Origin of the sequence: Pseudochrobactrum sp. Wa41.01b-1, assembly GCF_019464455.1 — a bacterium.
Taxonomy (GTDB): domain Bacteria; phylum Pseudomonadota; class Alphaproteobacteria; order Rhizobiales; family Rhizobiaceae; genus Pseudochrobactrum; species Pseudochrobactrum saccharolyticum.
Genome location: NZ_CP080493.1, coordinates 447007 through 468439, shown reverse-complemented (window position 1 = coordinate 468439; position 21433 = coordinate 447007). Strand labels below are relative to the sequence as shown.

The 21433-nt window shown below is 50.8% G+C and carries 19 protein-coding genes; 6 read left to right on the top strand and 13 right to left on the bottom strand.

Features of this window, described 5'->3' with window-relative positions:
* Window positions 1–170 precede the first annotated feature (170 nt).
* Window positions 171–1100 carry a LysR substrate-binding domain-containing protein gene (locus tag K1X45_RS02180; protein WP_116089344.1) on the top strand — a complete coding sequence of 310 codons (930 nt, stop codon included), beginning with the start codon at window positions 171–173 and terminating at the stop codon, window positions 1098–1100.
* Window positions 1101–1165: 65 nt separating this feature from the next.
* A complete protein-coding gene (locus K1X45_RS02175) occupies window positions 1166–2035 on the top strand; it encodes an NAD(P)-dependent oxidoreductase (RefSeq protein ID WP_220159680.1) in 870 nt (289 codons plus the stop codon).
* 82 nt (window positions 2036–2117) lie between these two features.
* Here the strand turns inward: K1X45_RS02175 and K1X45_RS02170 are convergent, their stop codons facing one another.
* The 6 genes from K1X45_RS02170 to K1X45_RS02145 all read right to left on the bottom strand — a co-directional run bounded on the left by K1X45_RS02170 (window position 2118) and on the right by K1X45_RS02145 (window position 11060).
* Window positions 2118–3386 carry an OmpP1/FadL family transporter gene (locus tag K1X45_RS02170; protein WP_116089346.1) on the bottom strand — a complete coding sequence of 423 codons (1269 nt, stop codon included), beginning with the start codon at window positions 3384–3386 and terminating at the stop codon, window positions 2118–2120.
* A gap of 555 nt (window positions 3387–3941) precedes the next feature.
* On the bottom strand, window positions 3942–6674 hold the full coding sequence (locus K1X45_RS02165) for a valine--tRNA ligase (protein WP_220159679.1): 2733 nt from the start codon (window positions 6672–6674) through the stop codon (window positions 3942–3944).
* A gap of 276 nt (window positions 6675–6950) precedes the next feature.
* Window positions 6951–7847 carry a PopZ family protein gene (locus K1X45_RS02160; RefSeq protein WP_220159678.1) on the bottom strand — a complete coding sequence of 299 codons (897 nt, stop codon included), beginning with the start codon at window positions 7845–7847 and terminating at the stop codon, window positions 6951–6953.
* A gap of 307 nt (window positions 7848–8154) precedes the next feature.
* Window positions 8155–9447, bottom strand: coding sequence for a TolC family outer membrane protein (locus K1X45_RS02155; RefSeq protein ID WP_022711751.1), 1293 nt, complete (start codon window positions 9445–9447; stop codon window positions 8155–8157).
* Between the two features lie 380 nt (window positions 9448–9827).
* Window positions 9828–10496, bottom strand: a complete 669-nt coding sequence (locus tag K1X45_RS02150) for a protein-L-isoaspartate O-methyltransferase (RefSeq protein WP_022711750.1) — start codon at window positions 10494–10496, stop codon at window positions 9828–9830.
* A gap of 318 nt (window positions 10497–10814) precedes the next feature.
* A complete protein-coding gene (locus tag K1X45_RS02145; RefSeq protein ID WP_220159677.1) occupies window positions 10815–11060 on the bottom strand; it encodes a hypothetical protein in 246 nt (81 codons plus the stop codon).
* A 311-nt stretch (window positions 11061–11371) separates the two neighbouring features.
* Between K1X45_RS02145 and cml the strand changes: the two genes are divergently transcribed.
* The 3 genes from cml (at window position 11372) to K1X45_RS02130 (ending at window position 13899) form a co-directional block, all read left to right on the top strand.
* On the top strand, window positions 11372–12589 hold the full coding sequence (gene cml, locus K1X45_RS02140; protein ID WP_220159676.1) for a CmlA/FloR family chloramphenicol efflux MFS transporter: 1218 nt from the start codon (window positions 11372–11374) through the stop codon (window positions 12587–12589).
* A gap of 108 nt (window positions 12590–12697) precedes the next feature.
* Complete coding sequence (locus tag K1X45_RS02135) at window positions 12698–13093, top strand: cytochrome c family protein (protein WP_220159675.1); 396 nt, start codon at window positions 12698–12700, stop codon at window positions 13091–13093.
* 110 nt (window positions 13094–13203) lie between these two features.
* The gene (locus K1X45_RS02130) at window positions 13204–13899 is read left to right on the top strand and encodes a glutathione S-transferase family protein (RefSeq protein WP_220159674.1); all 696 of its coding nucleotides are present in this window, start codon (window positions 13204–13206) and stop codon (window positions 13897–13899) included.
* Window positions 13900–13960: 61 nt separating this feature from the next.
* On the opposite strand, the gene K1X45_RS02125 is transcribed toward K1X45_RS02130, so the two are convergent.
* Window positions 13961–14278 carry a WYL domain-containing protein gene (locus tag K1X45_RS02125; protein WP_139316367.1) on the bottom strand — a complete coding sequence of 106 codons (318 nt, stop codon included), beginning with the start codon at window positions 14276–14278 and terminating at the stop codon, window positions 13961–13963.
* Window positions 14279–14540: 262 nt separating this feature from the next.
* Here K1X45_RS02125 and K1X45_RS02120 point away from each other — a divergent pair, with 262 nt between their 5' ends.
* Window positions 14541–14756, top strand: coding sequence for a hypothetical protein (locus K1X45_RS02120; protein ID WP_022712067.1), 216 nt, complete (start codon window positions 14541–14543; stop codon window positions 14754–14756).
* 64 nt (window positions 14757–14820) lie between these two features.
* Here K1X45_RS02120 and K1X45_RS02115 read toward each other — a convergent pair whose 3' ends face one another.
* From K1X45_RS02115 to K1X45_RS02090, 6 genes are all read right to left on the bottom strand, one after another.
* Window positions 14821–15234 (bottom strand): DoxX family protein, encoded by a 414-nt coding sequence (locus tag K1X45_RS02115; protein ID WP_220159673.1) that lies wholly within the window; start codon window positions 15232–15234, stop codon window positions 14821–14823.
* A gap of 3 nt (window positions 15235–15237) precedes the next feature.
* A complete protein-coding gene (locus K1X45_RS02110) occupies window positions 15238–16704 on the bottom strand; it encodes an MFS transporter (protein ID WP_220159672.1) in 1467 nt (488 codons plus the stop codon).
* A gap of 197 nt (window positions 16705–16901) precedes the next feature.
* Complete coding sequence (gene soxR, locus K1X45_RS02105; protein ID WP_022712071.1) at window positions 16902–17360, bottom strand: redox-sensitive transcriptional activator SoxR; 459 nt, start codon at window positions 17358–17360, stop codon at window positions 16902–16904.
* A 71-nt stretch (window positions 17361–17431) separates the two neighbouring features.
* On the bottom strand, window positions 17432–19183 hold the full coding sequence (locus K1X45_RS02100; protein WP_220159671.1) for an amidohydrolase: 1752 nt from the start codon (window positions 19181–19183) through the stop codon (window positions 17432–17434).
* A 231-nt stretch (window positions 19184–19414) separates the two neighbouring features.
* The gene (locus K1X45_RS02095; protein ID WP_220159670.1) at window positions 19415–20434 is read right to left on the bottom strand and encodes a histone deacetylase family protein; all 1020 of its coding nucleotides are present in this window, start codon (window positions 20432–20434) and stop codon (window positions 19415–19417) included.
* 130 nt (window positions 20435–20564) lie between these two features.
* Window positions 20565–21389, bottom strand: a complete 825-nt coding sequence (locus K1X45_RS02090; protein ID WP_220159669.1) for an MBL fold metallo-hydrolase — start codon at window positions 21387–21389, stop codon at window positions 20565–20567.
* Window positions 21390–21433: the final 44 nt, after the last annotated feature.

The window sequence follows — 21433 nt, the reverse complement described above, 5'->3', positions numbered from 1 at the left end:
CCCGATTTATTTTTATGAAAGACCGGTGCACCTCTCCTTAGTGCAATGATCTCAGACTGTTTTCATGTTTTCTCAGCGCGCAAAATTACGGCTGATTTTGATCTCACAATAGGATGCGGCAGATGCTTTGTGATCTTGTAAAAAAATAGTCCGAGGTATAACTTCAGATTATGCACAGACTCCGTAATCTCATTCCTTCCGCCAATTACCTGTTTGCCTTTGAGGCCGCAGCACGGCGTTTAAGCTTCACCGCCGCGGCCAAAGAGCTGAATGTCAGCCAGCCCGCGGTGAGTAAAACCATACGGTTACTTGAAGAATCGACTGGATTGAAATTGTTTCGCCGCGAGAGTGCGCGGCTGGAGCTGACGCCGGAAGGACAGCGGCTCTATCAGGAAGTGCAGGCCTCTTTTGATCATCTGCATATGGTGATTTCGTCCCTGCAGCGAAAATACCAAAAGGATATTGTGCGCGCCTCATTCTCGGCGGTGTTTATCTCGCTATGGCTGCTGCCGCGTCTTGCCGACTTCAAAAACCGCTATCCGGAAATTGCGCTGCATATTGAGGAAAGCCCGAAAGATTATATTGATCTCGGCGAAGAGGATATTGACCTCTCCGCCCGTCTTGGTAATGGCGAATGGCAGGGCTTGCGCTCATGGCAGCTGTGTCTGGAAGAAACGGTCTGTGTGTGCAGTCCGGAATATCTGGCCGCGCACGGCCCGATTTATGCGCCGGCCGATTTACTCAATCATCGCCTGCTGCATTTTGAAGAAAAGCACCGCTCCCGTATCGGCTGGCGTGAATGGCTTGAATATCAGGGGGTTTCCAGTGCCAAACTGCCTCATGATGTGGTGTTCAGTGATAATCTTGCTTCAATGCAGGCGGCAATTCACGGTCAGGGTATTTCGCTCGGCTGGCGGCATCTGATCGGTAGCTATCTGGAAAGCGGCAAACTGGTTATACCGCTGGAGAATTCCTACAAGGCCGGAAAGAGCATTTTTCTGGTGGCTCCGGCATCGCGCCAGATTAAATCCGGCACAGAGAAATTCCGTGACTGGATTTTGGAGCAAATGCATCGGGAGTTGCCGCTTAACAATCCGTAGCGGGTTTCTCTTTTAGAAATTACTTTATCCAACATCTTTAGAGCATTGATTAAATGGGAGTTACTATGGCTAAAGTTGCGTTTATCGGCCTCGGTGTTATGGGCTATCCGATGGCTGGCCATCTCAAAACACGCGGCGAACATGAAGTAACCGTCTATAACCGCACCACGGCTAAGGCACAGGCCTGGACGCAGGAGTTTAAAGGCAGTTTTGCGAGCACGCCGGCCGAAGCTGCCCGTGGTCAGGATTTTGTGTTCTGCTGTGTCGGTAATGACGATGATCTGCGCTCAGTCACCCTTGGCGAAGACGGTGCGTTTCAGAGCATGGGCAAAGACACTATCTTCATCGACAATACCACAGCCTCCGCTGAGGTTGCCCGTGAACTCGACAAGGAAGCCCGCAAGCGTGGTTTCCACTTCATCGATGCGCCGGTATCCGGCGGACAGGCCGGTGCTGTGAATGGCGTGCTGACAGTGATGTGCGGCGCTGATGAGGCTGTTTTCGATAAAGCCAAGCCGGTTATTTCCGCTTATGCACGGTCAGTCGGTTTGATGGGCGCTATTGGCAATGGCCAGCTTGCCAAGATGATGAACCAGATTTGCATTGCCGGTATTGTTCAGGGACTGGCTGAGGCCATTCATTTCGGTAAATGTGCAGGGCTGGATATTCAGACCGTGATTGATGTGCTGTCCAAAGGTGCTGCCGGTTCATGGCAGATGGAAAACCGCACACCGACAATGATTAAAGGCGAATATGAATTCGGCTTTGCTGCTGACTGGATGCGCAAAGACCTGAAAATCTGCCTTGAAGAAGCGGATCGCAATGGTGCCACGCTCGCTCTGACTGCCCTCGTGGATCAATATTACAAGGATGTGCAGAAGCTTGGCGGCGGTCGCTGGGATACATCGTCCCTGCTCGCCCGTCTCGAAAAATAAACCGCTAAAGTGCTGTTTAGGTACATAAAAAGGCGCTGCGATCACCACAATCGCAGCGCCTTTTCTTTATCCGATCATGCGATCAGAAACGGTATTTGGCAGAAAGTGTCATACCGCCGACAACATCGGTGCCAAAATCAGCCTTGGAACCGAACTGGCTGCCGCCATTAGGGGCACTTGTTGTGTTATCCAGAGTACCGGAGGTCAGGATACCGACAGCACCTGCAAGACGGAATTCCAGATGTTGCGTTGCCTTGTAATTTGCACCGAGACCCAGCAGCCAGACATCGGTCTGTGAGGTCAGACCAGTTGTTGTGCCACGATCCCAGGTAACAGTTGCCGCACCCGACCACTTGTCGTTAAATTTGTGACCGATACCACCCATAACAGTCCAGCCGTCTTTGTAGTAAAGATCAAGTGACGTTACTTCGGCGCCTACAGGGAAACGGCCACCCAAAAATGGTGAATCACCGGAATTGTTAAAGCCGATCTTGGTAATGCTCTTCCAGTCTGTCCATTTGATGGAAGCGAGCGCCAGCCAATCCGGAGCAATACCGGTCTGGAATTTGAACTCAACAGATTGTGGCGTGGCTACACTGCCGCTAACCGGTGTAAGGAAATTCAGAGGCGCACCAATCAGAGACACGCCAACGGTGCCATCCAGATCATAATTGACCTTGGACTGATAAACCAAACTGGCGCGCAGAGCGATTTCAGGAATTTCATAAGCTGCACCCAAGCGCCAGCCAAATGCACTGTCGTCAACATCCAGTGTACTATTTGCGAAAGTCAGGTTTCTTGGATTGTTTGGATCCAGCGGTACGCCGGAGATTTTTGTCTGCCGGCCTTTAAGTTCCTGATAGCTTACACCACCGAGAATACGGAAAAAGCCTTTTTCACCGGCAGAGAAACGATAGGCGCAGTTCAGACCATAATCGCGCGAAGAAATTTCCTGCTCAATAGCGCTGAACATACGGGCATTGTTGATGCCTGAATCTGTATCAATACCCCATGGTTCACGATACTGAACCGCACAGCCCAGTTCATCAGTCAGCTGGATTTTTGCCGAAAGCTTCGGAACCCAATAGGTCTTACCTTCGTCAACTTCTGTGTCGAAAGGTTTGCCGAAATTCTGATTTGGAACAGGATTGGCAGGAAAAACACTGCCGCGAATGTTCTTCAGTTTCCGCTGCGGCGCAACAAAAGTCGCACCGGTTTCAACCACATTGCCTTCTTCAAATAAAATATCGAAATCCTGAGAACTGCGCTCCAGACCACCGGCATGAGCGGTCAAAATTCCCCCCGACAATGCCAGCGACACGGCAGATAATTTCAAGGCAGTTTTAAGCATATTGTCCCTCAATTTTTATACTTAATTTTGACGTGAGCGTAACATGCCGAATGGGTTCTGCAAGTACAAGAAAGTTGAAAACGAACCACCGGTTCGTCACAGAGTCGGCCGAAAATCCGATTTTTGATCGTCTTACTTAGTTTTTTTGTGAGTTGCCGTATAAATTCACATCCAAAACGTGAGTTTTGACCTGATTTTGCCTTCAAAACGTGCGCTGTGCCAAATATGTCACGCAAAAAAGACAATCGTTTTTGACCTCTTGAAACCTATACTACGTCACCGGTCCTGCGCATTTTAAACATGATGTAGCAGATCAGTTTCAGCATCATTGTTTGTAAAAATGCTGCATTCGCATTAAAGAATTTCACTTCAAAACTCAATAAACATAGAAAAATCAGTCGGTTGCAAGATTTGCGAATAAACCACAGAATCAATCTGATTAACCCGCAGCCTGATTTGCCGGTTACTGTTTGAATGAGACATCAAAAGAAAGCGCCCTCAAATCAGTGTGATTTGAGGGCGCTTTCGTTCTTTAGGTATCTCTAAAAGGCCGGTTTATTCGGCATCCTTCAGGCGCTGCATGGCAACGGCAATTTTGCCCTGTGCTTCCTGCAATTCAGCGAAACGGGCACGGTCTGCTTCCACGACTTCCGGCTTGGCATTGGCAACGAATTTCTCATTCGAGAGCTTCTTGTCAATTTTCTCCATTTCGGCTGTGAGCTTGCCGCTTTCTTTTTCAAGACGCAGCATTTCCGCACCAAGATCAATCAGGCTGCCAAGCGGCATGCAATAGGTCGCCTCGCCTACAACCAGCTGTGCAGAGCCCTTTGGCGCAGCATCAGACAGGCTGATATCAGCAACACGGGACAGACGTTTGATTGCCGCATCATGATGCGCCAGACGTTCTTTGGTCAGCTCATTGGCTTCAAGAACCGCAAGCGGTGCCTGTGCTGACGGCGGAACATTCATTTCCGAGCGAACGGAACGGATACCGCTGACCAGTTCGATCAACCAGTTGATATCATCAGCAGCGGATGCATCTTCGAAGGACAAATCAGGCCATGGTGCATGGGCAAGCAGCGTCTCGCGGCTCTGGCCCTCACCGGCTGTCAGGCTCCAAAGTTCTTCCGTCATAAACGGCATGAACGGATGCAGCAGCTTGTAGATTTCATCCAGACAATAAGCTGCACAGGCCTGCGCTTCACGCTTTGCATCTTCATCATCGCCCATGAAAATCGGCTTGAGAAGTTCCAGATACCAGTCACAGAACTGGTTCCAGACAAAACGGTAGGCTGAGCTTGCCGCATCATTGTAGCGGTAAGTTGTGATGCCCTCAGTGATGGCTCTGGTCGCGCGTGTCAGCTCGGTCAGAATCCAGCGGTTAACCGCCAGTTTTGCATCTTCTGGTTTGAAGTCCGGCTGACGGCTCACACCATTCATCTGCGCAAAACGTGTCGCATTCCAGAGCTTTGTGCCAAAGTTGCGGTAACCGGCAATACGTGCCGGATCGAGCTTCACGTCGCGTCCCTGTGCGGCCATGATCGCCAGCGAGAAACGCAGCGCATCGGCACCATATTCATCAATCAGATCAAGCGGATTGATAACATTGCCTTTGGACTTCGACATTTTCGCGCCGTTCTTGTCACGCACCAGAGCGTGAACATAAACGGTGTGGAACGGCTCTTCTTTCATGAAGTGCAGACCCATCATCATCATACGGGCAACCCAGAAGAAGATGATGTCAAAACCGGTTACCAGCACATCTGTCTGATAATAGGTGTCGAGTTCCGGAGTTTTATCCGGCCAGCCAAGGGTCGAGAACGGCCACAGCGCTGAAGAGAACCATGTATCCAGCACGTCGCAATCGCGGGTCAGCGATGTCGGTTCACCATAATGTTTCTGAGCGGCAGTCAGAGCTTCTGCTTCGCTCTTTTCTACGAAAATTGTACCGTCCGGACCATACCATGCAGGGATCTGATGACCCCACCACAGCTGGCGGGAAATACACCATGGCTGAATGTTTTCCATCCAGTCATAATAGGTCTTTTCCCATGTTTTCGGTACAATCGCTGTGCGGCCTTCGCGAACAGACGCGATGGCCGGCTTGGCCATTTCCGCAGCATTTACATACCACTGGTCAGTCAGCAGCGGCTCAATCGGCACACCGCCGCGGTCGCCATGCGGCACCATGTGGGTGTGATCTTCGATTTTCTCGAGATAGCCACCTTCTTCCATCATCTCAACAATGGCTTTACGCGCCTTGAAGCGATCCTGATCGTGGAAGCGTTCAATCAACGCATCCAGCTCAGCAGATGGTGTCAGGCCTTCCGCAAAGTCCTCATTGTCCTGAAGCAATATGGTAGCAACAGGCGACATAATGTTGATTTTACGTAAGTTATTACGTTTTCCGACTTCCGCATCATTAAAGTCATGCGCAGGCGTAATTTTAACCGCGCCGGAACCGGATTCAGGATCGGCATAATCGTCACCAACAATCGGCAGCGCACGGCCAACCAGTGGCAGCACAGCATTTTTACCGATACGGGACTGATAGCGCGGATCTTCCGGATTAACCGCAATGCCGCTATCGCCCAGCATTGTTTCAGGGCGGGTTGTTGCAACAACTATATAAGTGTCCGGATTTTCCGCATCAAAAGCCACGCCTTCCAGCGGATAGCGGAAGTGCCACAAATGACCTTTGATTTCACGCTGTTCAACTTCAATATCCGAGATTGCTGTCTGCAATTTCGGATCCCAGTTGACCAGACGCTTATCTTTATAAATCAGGCCTTCTTTGTAGAGCGTGACGAAAACTTCCAGAACGGCTTTGGACAGACCTTCATCCATCGTGAAGCGTTCGCGCGACCAGTCACAGGACGCACCAAGGCGACGCAGCTGATTGAAAATCAGACCACCGGATTCTTCTTTCCACTGCCAGATGCGCTCAACAAATTTCTCACGCCCCATTTCATGACGGTTCGGCTCCTGCCGTTCCATCAGCTGGCGTTCAACAACCATCTGCGTTGCAATGCCGGCATGATCCATGCCCGGCTGCCACAGCACGTTTTTGCCGCGCATGCGCTCAAAGCGCACCATAATATCCTGAATGGTATTATTGAGGGCATGGCCCATATGCAGAGAACCGGTGACATTCGGCGGCGGGATCACCACAGCAAACGGATCCGCACCCGGCTTGGAACCTGCACCGGCTTTAAAAGCCTGCGCTTTTTCCCAAATATCAGCAATTTTTGGCTCGGTAGCCGCGGAATCGTAGGTTTTCTCTAACATAAAAAACTCTGTCTCTTTATATGAAGGCAGGCGCAACGAAAGAAGTGATCGTTCAATCCTGCCTTAGCAGCAGCAGATCCGACCACCTATCCGGTACAAACAAGTCTCAGTGATATGTTTCAAAGCAAGTTTGAAACAAAGAATCAAGGAAAACTGCGTGCCTCACACTGCAAATCACGGTATTTCCGTATTCTATATAGGATGGCTTTAAACATAAAAACAGCCCCGTTTACAGTGGTAAAGGGGCTGTAAATCCGCAATTGAACATTCTTTCCGTCAGCCGCGGCGGACGACGCGCTCGATTTCTTCACGCACCAGTCGTTCGACAAGCGGCGGCAGATTGGTATCAAGCCATTCCTGCAACATCGGGCGCAGCATAGCTTCCATTTTCTCATTAAGCAGACGCTTCTGCTCTTCGATAAGAGCCTGACTGAGACTGCCGAAAGATGCTGCAACCTGCTTTTCCGCTGCCTCTGAAATCAGAGACTTGTCCTGTGCAGGAGCGGATACAGTTTGCGGAGCGGTTTCAAATGCTTTTTCAGACACAGGGGCAACCTCTTCTTTTGCGGCTGGCTGGGTCATCGACACAACCCGCTTTTCTGCAACCTGCATAAGAAGCGCCTCTGACATTTTTATGGCATCACTCTTAGGTTGTTCGGCCGCAGCCACAACAACCGGCGGCACCGGCGGATTGACCGTCGCAATACGCACATGAGCAACATTGCGCTCATGCATTTCAGCCCGTGTCAGTTCCGGCTTTTGTGCTGGGGATGCCTGTTCCTGAATGCTGCCACGCAAGATCGCATCCAGCGTGAATGAAGGTGTGACAGGCTGAGTTTCAGCAATTGTGGCTGCGCCGGTAGTGGTTTCTGACGAAACAACAGCATTATTAGTTGGCGCTGTTTCTGGCGAAACAGCGTGGTTACTTGTTTGTGCTGTTTCCGAAGAAACAGCACGGGGAAACTGGGCAACCTCCCCGCGTTTTTCTTCTGCAGGCGGTTCTGAGGTTTTAACTGTTTCAGCGCGGTTTTCAGGCTGTGCTTTTGCAGCCGGAGCTGATGTCAGATCAGCTGTCGCCTGTTTCGTGACATCGCTGTCTTCAATAATTCTGCGAATGGAAGCCAGAATTTCTTCCATGGACGGTTCACGTGTTGCGCTGGAAGTCTGAGCCATATCGTGCAGCATCCTTTGGCTGTCGCTTATCTGCGGAAACGGCTTGCTTAGCCTTAGGTTTTCTCCGGCAGAATAATGCGTAAAATTCTTCAGTCTGAAAATTCAACGAATCTTAGCTCTAAAGTACAGAACCATTGCTGATTTGAGAATCCCTGCAGACCTCGCTGCAGCGTAAAACACAGATTTCTTAAGTGATTTTTAACTATTGCCGGAATTCTGGCCGTATAACCCTCGCGGAAATGTCAGCTGAAAACAAAAAAGCGGCGCATGATGCGCCGCTTTTTTAAAAACTTGAATCTAATCCTGATTAGCGGCCGTCCGGTGTACGCAGACCGATCCACTTATCTTTCACAGCGTCATAATGCTGTTCAGGCTTATATTCTGCAACCTGCAGACCGATCTGGCGTGCTGTAAGGCGGCCAACGGATGAAAGCACGGCATAGCTTGCCACAACAACATCGCGTTCAGCCTGAACCTGCTGGATCTGAACATCGACCAGATCATTCTGGGCGTTCAAAACATCAAGTGTTGTACGCTGACCAACATTGCGCTCCTCAATCACGCCGTCCAATGCGAGACGTGCTGCGGAAATACCGTCGCGATAAGCAGAGAGAGATGCTTTTGCGGCTTCAAGCTGCGACCATGACGAGGCCACGGCAGCACGCACCTGATCCTGCACAACATCAATCTGAATGCGTGCCTGACCAAGCTGTTCTTTCGACTTGCGAACAGTTGCAGATGTTTTGCCGCCCGAATAAATCGGAACAGTAACGCCAACGCCGATCGAAGCGGAATTGCCGTTACCAGCCATTGGCAGACCGGAATAAACCGATGAATGCGAAGCGGAAGCTGTTACGCCGACAGTCGGCAGCAATGCACCTTCTTTAGCTTTCACATTATGACCGGCAGCATCCATGGCAAATTGCATTGCCTTAACACCAGGGTGACCGGCTTCAGCAATCGCATAGGCCTGAGCAATGCTCTTTGGCAGCGATTTACCGGCAGGCTTGGCGGCCTGCAATTTATCCGGAGCAGAGCCGGTTACCTGACGGTAGACTGCTTCTGCCGATTTAACATTGGCAAGAGCGGCGTTGAGCTGCGCAACAGCAGCGGAACGCTGCGCATCGGCCTGCGCTACGTCAGTACGAGTGCCTTCACCAACATCCAGACGGGCTTTGGCTGCACGAACCTGCTCGTTCAATGCGGCCAGATTTTTCTGGCGCAGAGAGGCGATCTGGCGGTTCTGATAAACATCCATATAGGCCTGAACAGCTTCGAACAGACGGTTCTGCTCGTCATTGCGAAGATTTTCGCGCTGGGCGTATACGTTACTTTCGGCCGCCGCCACGCTGTTTTTTGTTTGGAAACCATCGAACAATGTCTGGTTCAGCTGAATGCCGACCTCGCCTGTTGTCGAATACATATCAGTCGTGCCGTTACGGCTGCGGCCATATTTATATGTGCCGCTCAATGTCGGGCGGTAGCCTGATTTGGCAATTGCCACATCTTCATCAACTGCGCGCAAACCGGCGCGGGATGAATTGAGCGAAGCATTATTGTGATATGCTTTTTGCATTGCTCCGAACAGCGTTTCCGCCATGACAGGAGCCGGTGCGAGTACCGTGCTCGCTAATAGTGCAACAGCTAAAACCTGTTTGCGTAAATTGACCACGGTTTACCCCATACAATTCGAATCAAATTTCCCAAACTCATTCGGGCATTTGCTAATAACGGGTAAAAATCGGATTTTCCACCCATCAGCTTAATTCATTAATAAACAAATTGTTATTGTTGCCAAAACAACAATTTCTGGTCTGCCACAATTTTTACCCTTTTGTAAGCGGTGGGCTAAAAATAGTGGTTTTCAACGAGTGTGACAATATCAGGTTACACAGAGATTTTAAGCTTAAATATCGGTAATAAACAAAAAGCCTGCCGCGGAGATCCGTGACAGGCTTTCTGAAAAGAATTTATTGCGTATCAGAATACGAATTCGGCCGCATGACGGAAGCCCGGCAGCAGTTTCACCGCAGCATTAAATACGCCGCGACGGGATACGATACCGTCTTCTTTCACATAAATATGCGCAACGCCCATATTGCCCTGCCCTTCGATAGCAACCAGACGGCCGCCGTCTCTGAGCTGTGCCTGCAGAGCTTCAGGAACAAAATCAACCGCACCTTCAATGATGATCACATCAAACGGGGCTTCTTTAGGGTAGCCGGCAGTCAGTTCACCGCTGACAACCACAACATTGTCGCAACCCAGTGCCTGCAGCTTTTCCGAAGCCGTGGCAGCGAAATCCGCATTGCTTTCAAGAGCGATCACCGAGCTTGCAAGCTGCGACAGAACCGCTGCCAGATAGCCTGTGCCGCAACCGATATCGAGAACCACATCCTGCTTTTTCACCGATGCGAGCTGCACCAGACGGGCTGCCGGTGATGGTTCCATCAGATAGCGTGCACCTTCCGGTGTTTCTGCCAGCAGCTGATCTTCATCAATATAGGCCAGCTCACGACGGTGCGCCGGTACAAATTCTTCACGCGGAACTGCCAGAAAAGCATCCAGAACAGCAAGATCCGTCACATCCGTCGTGCGGATCTGCGTATCAACCATATTAACACGAAGCTCGCGGAAATCGGCTGTCATAGCCCTAAACCTTTCCTGTGCGTTTGACGCACGTAATAATCTCAATCTCACATTGCAGCTTACCTGACCGCGGCAGCAATGCCTGATCGGGATTTGAAATTTGCTGCAACATTCTGCAATAAACACAGAAGCATTATACAGGCAGAAACCTGCACTTCCATGAAAATCATTTTCGCTGATTTGGCAAAAATACACCGCGCAGTCAATCAAAGACCGACATTCCTACCGCGCTCATAGTGCCGCATGGCTGATAAACCGCTCACATTTGCGTTTATCAGCGGCAAGATACAGAAATTTATCTTATAAAATTATAGTGCGTCAGTGCTGCAAAGAGATCACGACTTTTTTGTTTTGGCGGTTTTCACGAATATCCAGAACCGTCTCATAAGGCTGGCCGATACGGCTGGCAGCACAGACTGCCGGAAGATCAATCCCTTTTGCTTTTAGCTGGCTCAGCGCTGCATCCGGTAAAATACGTGCAGCTATCCGCACCAGCGGAAGCGGAACATTCGTCTTCTTCCCGAGCTGACCTTCGGTATATTTTTCAATAACCAGTTTTGCCATTGCAAACCCTCTCATTTTCGCCTGCCATATCCGGCAGGCAATCAAGCAAGTGCAATTTATATACAGGGATCGACAGCGGCAAACTGATACTTGGTTTCAGACAGAACAGAGACAGTGCTTTGACAATATGCTGACAAATATCTAAACAATGCGCATCATGAGTACAGTCGAATCCGCAACCCGCTCAGCCGTAAATTTCATCATCTGAAGAAAATTTACGGCGTAACATTCAGAAGCCACACTCTGCCGGTCGCTTAAGCGCCGCTGCATGATTGCTTTTGTATGCACGCCTCACAGCGTGGATTCGACATATGTCTTTCTATAAAAACAAGTCTTTGCAACCCGCAGAGGGCATTCTGCCGGTGCAATGGAATTTTAGTCTTGCAGCGGCACTGGTTCTCATGGCGCCGTTTGATCTTCTGGCATCTATGGGAATGGATATTTATCTGCCCGTTATTCCGCATATGTCGGAAGCGCTGCAGACCAGCCCTGAAATGGTGCAACTGACACTCAGTCTCTATCTGGGCGTTCTTGGTACAGGTCAGCTAATTTTCGGCCCGCTCTCGGATAAAATTGGTCGCAAACCGGTTTTACTGGGTGGTGCGCTGATCTTTACCTGTGCCTCTGCCGGACTGGCGATCACCGGTTCTGCGCCGGTCTTTCTGGCATTGCGTTTGCTGCAATCCGCAGGGGCTGCGGCAATGCTGGTGGCAACTTTTGCTACGGTGCGCGATGTTTATGCGCAACGTGCAGAAAGTGCGGTCATCTACAGCCTGTTCAGCTCCATGCTGGCTTTTGTGCCTGCACTTGCACCGCTGCTCGGCGCTTTGCTGGATATTCAGTTTGGCTGGCGCAGTATTTTCTGGGTGCTGGCAGTGCTTGGTGCTTTTGCAGGTTTGCATGCCGCATGGCGCTGGCCGGAAACCCGCGTGCCAAGCCTGACAAAGCCGCAGGGAAAGCTGCGTTCCATTCTCGGAAGCAAGCCGTTCTGGACCTATACAACCGGCTTTAGTGCCGCAATGGGCTCGTTCTTTGTTTTCTTCTCCACGGCACCGCTCTTGCTGGTCAACGGGCTTGGTCTGTCTTCGGTCACGTTCAGCCTGTGTTTTGCCAGTATCGCCATTGTTATGGTGGCTTTCGCCCGTTTCGCCGGTTTTTATACGCAATGGTGGGGACTGCGCGGCACATTAAGACGCGGTATGCTTCTGATTATGTGCGGTGGCGGGCTGTTGTTGCTCTTCGGCGGAGTTATGCAATTGTCTGTGCCAGCCTTCATGGTCGCCATGTGGGTGGTCGCAGCAGGCATTGCCCTCACCTGCTCGGTAACAGCGAACGGAGCGCTGAAGAGCTTCGATGACTATGCAGGCACGGCAACGGCCATTTATTACTGCATTGAAAGCCTGATCGTCAGCATTGCCGGAACGCTTGTGGTCGTACTGCTTGGCGGCAATACAATTCTGCCTCTGGTTGTTTTCACCATCACATCAGCACTCCTTACTCTGGTGCTGACAAAAACCATCAGCGCATAAAAGTCAGGATATGGCACCGGTACCATTTGTTGACCGGTGCCATATTGCGGCAGGCTGTAATCCGGCGTAGATCAGCGAAAACGGATTAAAGACTGACTGGTATCTGACATGCTCCGCCTGTTTAAAATTTCACTTCTTGCTTTTTGTTTGTCGGCACCGGCGACAGCTCAGGCGGAAGGCGACATCAAGAACGGCGAGAAAATTTACCAGAAATGCCGCTTCTGCCATATTCTCAACCAGCCGGCCAATCGCATGGGGCCGCATCTGATGCAATTGCAGGGGCGCAAAGCAGGCACGATTGAAGGTTTTCAATATTCTGCCGCTATGAAACAGGCCGGTGATAATGGTCTGATCTGGAATGATGCGACGCTCAAAGAATTCCTGACAGCGCCTAAAACCATGATCCCCGGCACAACAATGCGTTTCTGGGGGCTGTGGGAGGGGCAGATTGACGATTTGCTGGCCTATCTTAATGCGCAGGCAGAAGCTGCGCCCAAGCCATAGTTGCCGGAACTGTTTCTTTTGACCTGAATAGCGAAAAAATACGCTGTTCCTCTGTACCGGAAAGCTATTTCATGGAATGACTGTTGCATCAGCATCAGGACGGATATTTCATGTACACGCTCTATATTGCGAATAAAAATTATTCCTCATGGTCACTCCGGCCATGGCTTCTGATGAAGCAGCTGGATATTCCGTTTGAAGAAATTTTGATCCCTTTTGGCAGCGCGGACTGGGATAAAAACCCGTCTCCGACAGGGCAGGTTCCCTGCCTTTCAGAAAAACAGGCTGACGGCAGCTTTATCTCAGTCTGGGATTCGCTCGGTATCACCGAATATCTGGCGGATAATCATCCGCAAATCTGGCCGAAGGATAAGAAAGCCAGAGCCTGGGCACGTTGTGCGACAGCAGAAATGCATTCCGGTTTTCACTCTCTGCGCTCAATATGCACCAATAATATCGGATTGCGGATTGATGTCAGCGCGCAGACAACACCTGCCCTGCAGAAAGATATCAGCCGCATTGACCAGCTCTGGAATGAAGGGCTGGATGATTTTGGCGGACCATTTCTGGCGGGTGCTGAATTCAGTGCTGTTGATGCATTCTTTGCGCCGGTTGCTTTCCGCTTCCAGACCTATGGTATCAGGCTCAGCGATAAAGCCGCAGCCTATGCTGCCCATTTGCGTGAACTGCCAGTGATGCAGGACTGGTATGCTGATAGTCTCGCGGAGGTCTGGCGCGATGAGGCGCATGAGGTTGAAGCGCGCAATGCAGGACCATGGCTGCAGGATCTCAGAGCCGCCGGATAAAGAAGATCATTCCATACAGCGGTCACGCAGGATCGCTGTATGGAGATGGTTTCAATTGATCTTAATCCGTATCAATCGAGGTGTTGAAGCTCTCAAAACGCCAGACTACCTGAGCAACGGATTCATCATAGGGATTATAATCCGCCCTTGCCCGCAGAAAGCGTTTTTGGGACAGCGCAACATTCGAGATCAGCGGAACATGAAACTGCTGCCAGCCGGCCTCGCTGCGATGCGCGATAACCCAGCCATTCAGAACCATGTTTCCCTGTGCGGAATAGCCGAGCAAATATGGCTCGATGATCCAACGAAATGATTTATAAATAAAACGAACTTGTCTTCTCTGCCGGATTGCGTCGCAGAGTATTGGAAATGCCAGCATGCGGTACCCCTCCCGCGTTTGGGCGTGCAATGACAGAAGTCGGGGACAATTTCAATAAAAACCACACGAATATAGACTATAGTCGCAAATAAAATCGAATATCAATATAAGTAATATAATTAATGCCTAATATTGAATGTTTAATATATGAAATATATTCAGCAACATAGGCGGATATCATGATTCATTATTGCAATTGATGCAAAGGCCTATAGATTGAAGCTGTTGTTATTAAACAGAAATGGAAAATCAGGAGTATGAGATGATTTTCAAGGCAACCACGCTCATTGTTTCTCTTCTGTTTATCGGGCTGCCGCTGTCGGTTGTCATCGCAGCCTTTGCTGAAAAAAAATATCTTGAGGCAAAATCCGGCTCTCAATATGCGGAAATCAAAGCTTTCGGTGTCTGGGTTATTTCCCTGATCGTGATTTTCAGCATTATTCTGTTCTTCACCAATATGGTTGCGGCCTATATCTGATTGAATCAGGTATTTCAGATACAGTCACTCCCCTTAAAAGGAGTGACTGTTTGTTGCATATTACTCACCAGCAATTGCTGGCTCTGTAGCGGGAATAGAGGGCAAATATTGCCAAGCCGCCGATAACTGAGGCATGTTCCAGAGCGACAGTCATGTCGCGGAATGCCTCTTCTCCTTCCTTCGCCCAGAACGGGTGCGCAACTGGTATCGTCAGCACCGTAAAGACCGCCAGTGCGCCGGTTGCCAGCCAGACACCTTTGTTACAGATAATCATCAGCGAAGCACCGATTTGCAGGATCAGTGTCACGAGATTATAAGCCCAGCCCGGTTGCAGGCCGAAATCATCCATAATCCCTGCATTGGCAGTGAAATCGAATAATTTTGCCAGACCGCTTGTCCAGAAAACCAGTGTGAGCAGAACTCTCGCCAGAATATCAAACCAATAGGAATCCAGTATTTTTTCGATGATATCCGGCATGGCTTATCCTTTGCCTCCGGTGAGGCGCACGACTTTCATCGCCACAAATATAGCCAGAACCGGAGCCGCTGCAAAAAGACCCGCCAGCCATAGCGAGGCATTGGACGCACCGGCAACATCACCCGCATCCGATATACCGGCAAAATTGGCAATCATACCGGCGCAGGCTGTTCCGAATGCAATGGCGAATAATTGCACTGTGGTCATACCTCCGGAAGCAAGATCCTGCTCGGTTGCCGGTGCACTCTGATAAACCCGCGTGACCAGACCAGGCCATGCCAGACCAATGCCAAAGCCGATCAGAACCAGCCCGATGCAGAGAGGCAGCAAATATGTCCAGTCTCCGCCACCATGAACCGGCATGAAAATGGCAAGCAGGATTAACCCTGTCAGCACCATAACGGGACCTGAGAAAATCAGGAAACCGCCGCTCTTCTGCCAGCGTGAACTGAGAAATGATGCCGCTGTCCAGCCGATTGCCATCAGTGCTGCAAGATAGCCTGCCCAGAGCGGAGTCTGACCATGCAGTTTCTGCAACAGATAAGGCACATAAATTTCCGGCTGCATGCTCATCATCAGCAGAGCAATCATCAGATAGAGCGCCCCCAGCGGTGTGGAAATATTGAAAGCATTGCGCGGCAACAGGCGGGATCTGGCATTCATATCCACGAGAGCTATGGCGACAACCATAGTCAGCGCTCCGGCCAGACCGATCATGTTCCATGACAATTCTTTTGACAGGCTGCCGGCTGAAACCGCCAGTACTGCACCGGTCAGCAGAATAAGCTGTAAAACCGGTATGGAGGATTGCTCATTCTTATCCCAGCTGCGCTTTGGTAAAGTTGTGAAAGCTAACACGGCAAACAAAGCAGCAAAGGGCAGTAAAGACCAGAAAGCCGCACGCCATGCGCTATACTCGGCGAAAACGCCACCGATTGCGGGGCCAATCAGAGTTGCCACACCAAACATAGCCGAGATCAGGCCAATCGCCCGCCCCCATAGGCGCTCCGGCAGCACGATCCGTGTCAGGCCATAGGCAAGCGCATAGAGAAAGCCGCCGCCCAGTCCCTGTACCGCACGTCCGAGCAGCATAACCGGCATATTGATCGCCAGTGAACAAATCAGCGTGCCGGTGCCAAATAACAATGTGGCTACCAGATAGGCACCGCGCGGCCCTGTGCTTTTCAGTAATTTAGCGGTCAGAGCCGCGCCCAGAATTGAGGCAACCACGAATAATGTTGTTGTCCATGCATAAAAATCGAGCCCGCCGATTTCAACGATCACGGAAGGCATAACCGTCGTGGCGATATACATATTGACGGCATGCAAGGTTACGCCACCGGCAAGGGCAAGCGCATAGATTCCGTTTTTTCCGCTGAATAATTCACCCCAGCCGGCCGGAGCATTATCTCTTTTTACCATGGCGGCATCAGCACCGGCTGATACTGCGCCCGTCGTATCATTTCTCATGTCGGCTCTCCAAAATGCGTGTGAACGCAAAGATTCCTTTGCCGCCGCAGGCTTCACCGGATTTTCACGGAGAAATTCATGCAGCATCTCAAAAGAATGCCGTGACAACCGGCCAAAAATGACAAGTCGTCGCAAGCACCGACACGCTTATAAAACCTCAACCAAAGTTGAGGTCAAGCCGTATTTGTATTGTTGTGTTAAAGTTTTTTTCTCAGCAGGCGGCGCGGCCCTGCCCCTTGCTCACCAAGCTCATCATCCGGATTGCGCAACGGACAATCCGCCAGAGAAAGACACCCGCAGCCGATACAGGTGGCAATCTGATCACGCAGCTGCATCAGGCTGACAATGCGCTCCTCCAGCATATCTTTCCATGCATTGGTAAATTGCCGCCAGTCCCGTGCTGTCGGCACATGGTCATGCGGGAGATCTTCCAGTGCATCACGGATAATCGACAGGGAAATTCCGGCACGCTGAGCAATGCGGATAATAGCAATACGGCGCAGAACCGCACGGTGGTAGCGCCGCTGATTACCCGCGGTGCGCCATCCGGCTATCAGCTCTTTTGCTTCATAAAAATGGATAGTGGAAACAGGAACACCGCTGCGGCGGGCAACATCGCCCACCGTCAGCGTTTCTTTGAGTTTACCCGATGACATAATCAAACCTCAAGAATGGATGAGGTATGGTAAATCAGGCTGCGCAATAAATACAGGCACTCACGAAAATGTCAGGCTGTATAGCGCTGCTCGCCTGCCATCCATGTTTCGCTGACTTTGATTTTGCCGATATCTTTCACGCCGCTAGTCGGGTCCTGTTCCAGAATGGCGAAGTCCGCATATTTTCCGGTTTCAAGGCTGCCAACCTTATCATCCATATGACAATGCCATGCAGCGTCAATGGTTACAGCACGCAATGCGGCTTCTGCCGGTATGCATTCGTCGGAGAAGAAGACACCGCCGCCCTCATTCATCACACGGGCAACCGCATCCTGTACATAGCGCAGAGGTTCAATCGGCGTTACGCTCCAGTCGGAATGCAGCGAAATACGCAAACCGGCTGCCAGAGCCGAGGCGCAAGGGTCATAATATTTCGCCCGTTCCGGCCCCAGAATGCGATCACGGAAGGCCTTGCCCCACCATCGCACATGGCCGATGAGGAATGACGGTGACAGGCCAAGCCGTACCATTTTCTCCATCTGCTCAGGATGCAGAACACTGCAATGCTCAATCCGGTGGCGCAGGTCATTCGGTGCCGAGCCTTGCAGCACGGTCTGATAGGCTTCAATCACCGTATCAATTGCCCCGTCACCATTGGCATGGACACCGACCTGCCAGCCGCCATCATGCGCACGCTTTATGACTTCGGTGATTTGCTCAAGGCTGTAATTCAGTGCCCCGCGGCTATTGCTGCCCAGATAATTCTCGCGCTGATAGCCGGTTTCTGCCTGATTGGAGCCATCCGCCCAGGCTTTGATACCATCAATACGGAACAGGTCATTGCCATGACCGGGTTTGATACCAAGCTTGTCCCATTCATCCATCAGGGTTGAAATCAGCATCCCGCGATAGCGCACCGGCGGATTATCAGCCATCACGGCATCAAGAAGCGCAATATCATTGACGCCGGACAACATGCCAATGCTGCAATCATGCAGGCTTGTGCAGCCTACTGATGCCGCATGATCGAAAAGTCCGCGAATGCGCTTCTGCACTTCCGCTGCCGTTGGCTGCGGCATCTTCTCGATAAATGGTTCCTGCGCCGCGCTCTCTTCAAGCCTGCCGCTGAGTTTGCCATTTGCATCACGCACAAAGCGTGCACCGGAAGGGTCTTTGGTGTCTTCCGTAATGCCTGCCAGTTTCATGGCAGCACTGTTTGCATAGGCAATATGTCCGTTACTTTCCATCATGAAAAACGGATTATCCGGCGCCAGAGCATCAAGCTCTGCCATTGTCGGCGGGCGGGCATCTTTGGTGATGCTGGGGTCAAAATTCTTCGCCCGAATCCATTCACCTGATTTTGCCTTCTCCACACCAGCCTTCAGCTGAAGCCAGACATCCTTAAAGGTCGGTGTGGCCATCGGACTGACGTCAATCCAGTCATCCAACACCACAAAGGTCGAATGCATATGCGGATCAATCAGACCCGGCATTAATGTGCGGCCGCCAAGATCAACAATACGCGTCTTAGAACCGCTTAAAGCCTGCATATCCTCAGCCGTTCCGACACCGAGAATAGTATCGCCGCGAATGGCAATAGCTTCAGCGCGGGCATTCTCCTTATTCATGGTGAGGATAGTGCCGCCCTTAAAGATCACATCAGCGGATCCGTCAGCAGAAGCTGCGGCCAGCGCTGTTCTGCTTTCCATAACTGAGGCGGCGAAAACAGAAGTGGCCGCCACTCCCATATATTTCAAAAAATTACGCCGTGATGCGGCGTTTCTCAGAATGGCTGTAACTCCGGGATTGCAGGCTAAACACATCGGATATTTCCCCTGTAAGGATTATTTGATGTCGGATTATTCCTGAATGCACATATATGTAAGATCAAATAAAACTGAAAATAATAATAATTTCAAAATCACAATAAATACAAATGAATTTTATATAAAACAGCTTTGAATATACACAAAATCAAGTTCGTTTAAACAATTTTATTGAAGAAGCAGACGGTTTCTTAACCGTCTGCTCAGTCAATATTCATTGAGTGCAGATTATCCGCCGAAGCCGCGCAGAAAATGCGTGAGATTTCCGCCCAGCTGATCGCAGATATAACCACCTTCCTGCACAATCACTGTCGGCAGATTCAGACTTGCGCATTTCTGGGCAATGCTGGTGAAACCCTGCTCATTGACGGTAAAACCGCCAAACGGATCATGCTCGGAAGCATCAAGCCCAAGCGCCAGAACCAAAGCACCCGGCCGATAGGCGCGGATGCGATCCAATGCCAGATCCAGCGCATCGAGAAATTCCTGATTGCCGGAACCGCGTGCCAAAGGCAGGTTGTGATTATAGCCAAGGCCTGCGCCCTCACCGCGCTCTGAGGCATGCCCCCAGAAAAACGGATAGAAAACCGCCGGATCAACATGGATGGAAACAGTCATCACATCGGCACGATGATAGAAAATGCCCTGCGTACCATTGCCGTGATGCAGGTCCACATCGAGAATAACCACACGGTCATGGCTCTCGCGCAGAACTTGCGCAGCAATCGCGGAATTATTCAGAAAGCAGAAGCCGCCCGCCATATCGGCATAGGCGTGATGTCCAGGCGGGCGGCACAGAGCATAGGCCGCAGGCTCGCCATTCTGCACCAGTTTGGCTGCTTCGATTGCCGTCTGCGCACTCCAATAGGCAGAATTCCACGTATCCGCAGCAATCGGACAGGCCGTATCGGCCATATGATAGCCCGCACGGCCGACCGGTGATGTCGGATAGGAAAAATCGCGGCGGTTCGGATGGATATTCGGAATGACCTCATCGGACGCACCGCTTATCGTCTGCCATTGCCTGTAAATGACCTGCAGGAATTCCAAGTATTCAGGGCTGTGCACGGCGCTGACCGGTGCCAGACCGTGATCCTGCGCTGCAATCATTGCAAGTCCGGCATCATTGGCGCCGGTTAAAAGCCGCTGTATGCGCTCAGGCACTTCCGGATTGGGTTTGCGGGCACCGGCGGATAAAAACATGGCCGGATTATGCGCGCGCTGAGGCTCAGCAAATGTAAATTTCATAAATCAGTTTCCTCCTCATGCTGCAATTATTGCTCCATATCTGCGGATATGGCCTCCTGAAATAACTGCACGACAGGAAACTACGGAGAGGATTGCCCGATTGCAAATAAAAACAACAGGCTGAGCTAAATCAGTGATTTGCGGGAACTTCAAAAACCATACCGTCATAGGCTGGCTCAACATTCTCGGGTACAAGAGCGCGCACTTCATCATAATCCAGCGGCACATGCATATGGGTGAGAATAGCACGGTGCGGTTTCAGGCGTGAAATCCATTCCAGCGCCTCATCCAGACTGAAATGGCTCGGGTGCGGCCTGTATTGTAACGCGTCAATCAGCAAAACATCCAGATTTTCAAGAGATGCTGCTGTTTCCGGCGGAAATTCATTCACATCCGAGCAATAGGCTACATTTTCAATACGAAAGCCGAGACTGGTAATATCGCCATGCACCATCGGCATAGGTTTAAAGCGGATTGGACCGCCTGCCCCGTTAATGGTAAAACTCTCGGTATTGCCGATTTCATTGGCTTTAAGAATTGGCGGATAGCTTGAACCGAAGGGCGTGGCGAAACAATAGCCGAAAGCCTCATAAAGCCGGTTGAGCGTCAGACGGTTTGCATAAATCGGCATCAGGCTCTTGCTGTCGAGCACAAAACTGCGCAAATCATCAATACCGTGAATATGGTCGGCATGAGGATGCGTATAGATCGCCGCATCGATATGCCGGTCGGTTTTGCCTGCCAGCCCGTCAATGATTTGTGCGCGAAAATCCGGCCCCGTATCGATCACCACACGCGTTGTGCCATGAGGGCTGACACGCTCCACCAGCAGCGATGCACGACGGCGGCGGTTTTTCGGATTGTCCGGATTGCACTTACCCCAATCGCCATTCGGACGCGGCACACCCGGAGATGAGCCGCAACCAAGAACCGTAAAGCGATAGAAGTCAGACATGTGCCAGTTCCGCTTTTATACGCCTTTTAATAATTAAATATCAA